This is a genomic window from Xenorhabdus sp. PB30.3 (assembly GCF_963895965.1).
Taxonomy (GTDB): domain Bacteria; phylum Pseudomonadota; class Gammaproteobacteria; order Enterobacterales; family Enterobacteriaceae; genus Xenorhabdus; species Xenorhabdus stockiae.
Map to the genome: position 1 here is coordinate 20704 of NZ_CAWQMW010000153.1, position 6566 is coordinate 27269.

A 6566-nucleotide genomic window follows, 5' to 3' on the forward strand; every position below is an offset into this window, starting at 1 on the left:
CACTAATCAGAACCTATGAAAAAGTGACGGGCTAATAATGGCGCAGTAAGGCTTTTCTTTAAATAAAAACCACGGGGAAGCGTCATAATTGGCTGTCCATATTCACCAATAGCTTCTGTTAATGCCCGGCTGTTTGCTGCTTTTGGGCGCAATTGCAAGACTTCACCATGACGGGCTGTAATACTCTCAACTTTGCCTAACACGATGAGATCCATCAATTCTTCCCAATCACATCTCAATAACTCTTCTTCAACCGGATTTGGGCTCCAGAGAAGCGGAGAACCAACACGACGTTCAGCAAGCGGGATCTCTCTTTCTCCTTCAACAGGCACCCATAAAACACGAGACAGCTTACGCCTGACATGGCAGTTTTCCCATGTGATGCCGCTGTTGCCAGTTAAAGGAGCAACGCAGACAAAAGTGGTTTCCAGCGGCGTGCCTTTTCTGTCCACCGGGATTGTTTTCAGTTCAACACCAATATGCTCAAAATCTTGCTCTGGCTTACTTCCCGCACTTGCGCCCAGATAATATTCAAGCAACATGCCCACCCAACCTTTGTCCCGTTTCAGATTAGGCGGTATGGGAATGCAGGCTTGGGTAGCCAGTTCTCCTAACGTTAAGCCAGCCAGAGACTGGGCTAGCCTGAAGAGTTGTTGTTCGTTTTCTGGTGGTGCTGGTGGTGTGAATTGCATGATTATAAGATATATTTAGCCTTGTTTAAAAAATGAACACAATAATTGTGTAATTTCATTATGAGTTTATTAGTATGCGGATTAACCAGATAATGACATGATATACAAGATATTTTAATTCGTGTTCTTTGCATTAAAAATAAACTCATTATGATTGTTCACCTATTCACCGTGATAATAAACAGGATCTTACACCATGTTATCCACAGAACTATGGGATAAGTGATGAAAATTGCGATCACTGGTTTGATTTACAGCCTTATCTAAGGTGGTTTTCTACAAAAAACGCGTGTTTTTGTTTAACTAAAAGGCATATCCTGTGGATAAATTCACCATTGGTTGATATTTGCACAGTGTAAGAAAAACAGAAAACTGTGATATTCCGCACATGTTGAGGTAATGCACGTTATAAACATTAACATAATGAAAAATAATAGGTATTTATTTAATCTTATCAGACGATTGAAAGGGGTAAAGAAAATTATACCTGCCTTACCCCTGACTTTTTCACATACATATCCACAGAAAAAGTGAATAAAATTATCATAGTCAGACTATAATTGTTTATAACTTTAGGTTTTTCTGTGAATTATCCTTCCGGAGGTGTAAACCATGCAGATTTAAAGTCAAACCATCCAAAAGTATTCATTTTCACCCCTCTCATACTTCTTTGCCCCTGTAGTTCAAGCCAGTGATGGAATAGTGGATGTAACCGATGTTCATCAACGATTTTTTCACACCATTCTTCAACATTCAGCTTATCCTGCCGCCATAAAGAAACCTCGCTGTTTAAATCGCTGTTCAGACATTTTTTCAGCAAGGGAATTTCGTAGAGAGTTGCAAACAGTGAAAACTCGAGTGGCTTATAAAAATTGGCGGTGGCTAACCAGACATCGCTTTCGGCATCGCCATTGAACCATGTTTCGTAATCCACAATATTGATAGTCAGCTCAACTCCATACTTTGCCAGAATAACTTGCAGGATCTTACTGATAGTGTGGTATTCATGATGCTGTTGATAAAACGTGACTGTCAGGCTGGTAATATCTTCCGGTTTTTGGCGTTGCGGGAGGAGTTTGCTGTGATGCCAGCGTAGCAATAGCCCATAAGCCGGTGACCAGTGGCGCTGATAGAAAGGATCACAGTGTGCTAATAAATTAATCGGGGTGAGTAAACTGCACAGCCAGTCACGCACTTCTTGTCTGGCACATTTCGCCGAGCGCTGATCACTTAACAGGAAATAACAGCCTTCTTCCATTCGGCTATCTAATGAATTGTTATTATTGCCATCATTTCCCAGATGCAGAGTTGTACAAACCAGTTTTTCCGTCAATTCAGGGTGAATTGAGATATTAACTTCATCAAGTAGCGCTCTGAAACCAAAATAGTGATCAAATGCTTTAATTTTTAATTTATGGCTATTATTGATAACGACCTGATAAGGGCCGGTTCCGACTGGGCGTTGAGCAAAGTTGGGCAGGCTTTTCCATTCTTCTGGCAGGATCATGGCATGAGGGCTGCCCATCAGAAAGTCAAACCGAGTGTCAGGCTGATGAAGAAAGATATCTACCGTATAGGGAATAGTCGAGGTGATTTTTTTAATATGGGAAAAAAGCGGAAAGCTTTTTAAATGCTCCAGTGAACTGATGATATCTTTTGCCTGTAATTCTCTGCCGTGGTGGAAATAGATGGTCGGCCGCAGATAAAAACGCCAATGATGTTCTGTCATTTGCTGCCAGTGATGGGCCAGATCACCTTCTACTTCCTCTTTTTCCTCATTTATACGGGTTAATCCGTTGAAAATTTGTCGTATCAGGTGAATTTCTGAACGCCTGAGGGCTGTGCCGGGTAATAAATTTGGGAATGGACGATAGTAAATGATGCGTAATGTGTTTTTCCCCTGCCTGAAATTGCGCTCCAGTTGCGATAGTACCATTTGGCGCACGGTATTTTTGTCACCAACTAAATGAACCAGTTCCTCAATGTCTTCCTGTTCGAACAGCTTTTCTGCCCGCTGTTGCTGGAGTTCTAGTCCACTGCGCAGAAAGTGGAGCCGGGAACGTTTTCCTCTGCCGGCTTCAGCGTGCCAGCGTAACCAGCCAGCTTGCTGCATATTATTTAATAGGGAACGGACATGGCGGCGTGAACAGTGCAGGATATCAGCGAGTATCTGGAGTGTGGTTTCAGCATTTTCGCCCTGATAATGCTGCCATAACTGGATGAACTGTTGTTGCAGGCGAGGGTTCGGCATAAAAGAGGAACTCCACTGATTTTTTCATCAATTTTTATTTCCTTATATTAAGCCGATAATAAGTCAGATTTAAAGTCATTTATAAGTGGAAAGTTATCACTTATTGACTCCCGATTTTTTGAGTAATGGTATTTTTACCAGCCAGTAAGGAGACTTACTGGCCTTTCTTTTATACACTTCGTCTTTCAAGTTGCTTCTTTGTTGACTGCGCTCGCTCACCCCAGTCACCGTTTTTATAAACATACGGTTATCTATGCTCCCAGGGATTACTGAGAGGCTTCTGCCTCTCACCGGAGGCCAGCCTTTGGCTGGGCAAATTCGTTCCCGACGAATTTGTTACTCCCTTGTCGCCGCGATGCATCTTGAAATCCATTGTGTATATACCAGATTAATTTTGTTTGATGATATTTTGAGCAATAATATCACCCATTTCATCAGTGCTAATCGCCTTTCCGTTACCCGCTAAATCAGCGGTTCTATAACCCTGTTCCAGTGCAGCATTGACTGCTGTTTCAATGACATCTGCAATATCATCACGTTTAATGCTGTAACGAAGCAAGAGAGCGGTGGATAGGATCTGGGCGATTGGATTAGCAATATTTTTTCCTGCAATATCCGGAGCAGAACCCCCGGCAGGTTCATATAAACCAAATCCTTTCTCATTCAGGCTGGCAGAAGGCAGCATGCCCATTGAACCGGTGATCATGGCACATTCATCAGACAAAATATCACCAAATATATTGGAGCAAAGCAATACATCAAACTGAGACGGTGCTTTGATGAGCTGCATCGTGGCGTTGTCGATATACATGTGATTGATTTCAACGTCAGGATATTCTTTCGCAATTTCACTGACAATTTCACGCCACAGAACAGAACTTTGTAAAACATTGGCTTTATCAATCGAAGTGACTTTATGCCGGCGTTTGCGGGCCGATTCGAAAGCAATACGGGCAATTCTTTCTATTTCAAACCGATGGTAGACTTCTGTGTCGAAAGCGCGTTCGTACCTTCCTTCGCCTTCCCGTCCTTTAGGCTGACCGAAATAGATCCCGCCAGTCAGTTCACGAACACATAAAATATCGAAACCTTTTTCCGCAATATCATGACGCAGCGGGCAAAAAGACGCCAGGCTGGTATATAAGTGTGCCGGACGTAGATTACTGAATAGCTTGAAGTGCTTGCGCAGTGGCAATAATGCTCCGCGTTCTGGCTGGCTGGCCGGGGGTAAATGCTCCCATTTAGGGCCACCGACAGAGCCAAACAGAATTGCATCCGCTTTTTCACAACCAGCCACAGTGGCTTCAGGTAAAGGACAGCCATGCCTATCAATGGCTATCCCTCCAACATCATATTCACTGGTTGTGATGCGAATAGAAAAACGACGACGAATAGCATCCAGTACTTTATAGGCTTGCTTCATGACTTCCGGGCCAATACCGTCACCGGGCAACACCGCAATATGGTAAGCAGGTTCTTGTTGTTTTGTAATAGAGTGGGTAGACATTGTTATTCAGTTTCCTTTGTTGTGCTTTTGGAAATATTGTCTTGTATGCGTTGTTTTTCTTTCTTGACCTGTTCTGCCTGCCAGATATTGTTCAGCGCGTGGATCATTGCTTTAGCAGAAGACTCAATCACATCTGTCGCTAACCCGACGCCATGAAAACGGCGACCAAAGCACTCTACGATAATATTGACCTGACCAAGTGCGTCCTTCCCATGCCCTTTGCCGGATAATTGATAGGAAAGTAATTTTATCGGATAGCCCGTAATCCGGTTCATAGCATGATAGATAGCATCGACAGTCCCGTTTCCGGTTGCTGCTTCAGATTTAATTTCATCACCGCAAGCCAGACGCACTGTTGCTGTTGATACTATGCTGGTTCCGGACTGAATACTGAAATAATCCAGACGATAGTGTTCATCTTCCTGTTGTTGCTGGTTAATGAACACCAGCGCTTCCAGATCGTAATCAAAGACCTGACCTTTTTTATCAGCCAGTTTCAGGAAGGCTTCATACAGGGCATCCAGATCATAATCTTTCTCCTGATAGCCCATTTCAGTCATGCGATGCTTTACGGCAGAGCGACCAGAACGGGAAGTCAGATTCAGTTGGGTATCTTTCAGGCCGATGGAATCCGGTGTCATGATTTCGTAGGTTTCACGGTTTTTCAGAACACCATCCTGATGAATGCCGGATGAATGGGCGAAAGCATTGCTGCCCACAACCGCTTTATGGGCCGGGATTGGAGTATTACAAATTTGACTGACTAACTGGCTGGTACGATAAATTTCTTTATGATTAATATTGGTATGAACCCCCAACATTTGCTGGCGGGTTTTTATCGCCATAATCACTTCTTCCAGTGAACAGTTTCCGGCTCGTTCACCCAGACCGTTAATGGTTCCTTCAACTTGTCTGGCGCCTGCCTGAACGGCAGTAATGGAATTAGCGACTGACATCCCCAAATCGTCATGGCAATGGACAGAAATAATTGCCTTATCAATATTAGGTACGCGATTAAATAAGGTCTTAATAATACCGCCAAATTGGTAGGGAGTTGTATAACCGACGGTATCAGGAATATTGATGGTTGTTGCGCCTGCTTTTATGGCCTGCTCGACGATGCGGCACAAGTTATCGATATCTGAGCGTCCGGCATCTTCACAGGAGAATTCCACATCATCGGTATACCTGCGGGCCCGTTTGATGGAGCGAACCGCCATTTCGACGATATCATCAAACCCTTTTTTTAATTTATGTTCAACATGCAGGTTGGAAGTCGCCAACACCATATGCAGGCGGAAAGCTTCTGCAACACTCAGAGCCTCCGCCGAAACATCGATATCATTATCAACACAACGGGACAGGGCACAGATACGGCTGTTTTTGATCTCGCGAGCGATAGTCCGGACTGATTCAAAATCGCCGGGGGAAGAAACGGGGAAACCCGCTTCGATAATATCAACGCCCAGCCTTTCCAGTGCATAAGCAATTTGCAGTTTTTCTTTGACACTCAGGCTGGCCTGTAACGCCTGTTCACCATCTCTCAATGTGGTATCGAAAATAATAACTTGCTGGCTCATAGTTGTGCTCCTGTCAATGGGTTGTCATGTTTTAGTTTTTTTAGGGCGCCGAGCAGGTATAAAAAAACCCGCGTTAGCGCGGGTTTTTATCTCTGGTAAAGATTAACTCTGAATTCAATCTACCAGCATACCGCGCACATTAAAGGCGTTTAGTAGTAGGCTTAGTAGACGAATATTGTGAATCATGTAAGTCAACCTTTGAAAATCTGTTAATTGAGTATTACCGTTTCGATATAATTATTGATACGTCATCTGAAAAACATTGTCAAGCAGTACAAATTTAGGCCGGGAATGAATAATGTGCATTAATAGGTTTTTTTTTGACCTTTTCGTAGCCGGAGTGACTATTTTTTACATTTTTAACGATGTTTTTATCTATTTTTCATATCTATATATGAAGTAAAATCCGGCCCTAATGGATAATAAATATAATGCTTATAATGTTATAAAGATGTTTATTAACGGGACAGGGATAGAATGAATACTCACTATGGTGTTCTTGGCTTACTAATCAATAACCATATTAAATATAAATA

The 6566-nt window shown here is 42.9% G+C and carries 4 protein-coding genes; all 4 read right to left on the bottom strand.

What is annotated here, in order from left to right:
- Positions 1-2: 2 nt before the first annotated feature.
- Positions 3-692 carry a DNA mismatch repair endonuclease MutH gene (gene mutH, locus AACX38_RS14905; protein ID WP_099122641.1) on the bottom strand — a complete coding sequence of 230 codons (690 nt, stop codon included), beginning with the start codon at positions 690-692 and terminating at the stop codon, positions 3-5.
- A gap of 589 nt (positions 693-1281) precedes the next feature.
- Complete coding sequence (gene sgrR, locus AACX38_RS14910) at positions 1282-2943, bottom strand: HTH-type transcriptional regulator SgrR (RefSeq protein WP_228864833.1); 1662 nt, start codon at positions 2941-2943, stop codon at positions 1282-1284.
- Positions 2944-3331: 388 nt separating this feature from the next.
- Positions 3332-4450 carry a 3-isopropylmalate dehydrogenase gene (leuB, locus tag AACX38_RS14915; RefSeq protein WP_228864835.1) on the bottom strand — a complete coding sequence of 373 codons (1119 nt, stop codon included), beginning with the start codon at positions 4448-4450 and terminating at the stop codon, positions 3332-3334.
- 2 nt (positions 4451-4452) lie between these two features.
- Positions 4453-6030, bottom strand: a complete 1578-nt coding sequence (leuA, locus tag AACX38_RS14920; RefSeq protein WP_099122644.1) for a 2-isopropylmalate synthase — start codon at positions 6028-6030, stop codon at positions 4453-4455.
- Positions 6031-6566 lie beyond the last annotated feature (536 nt).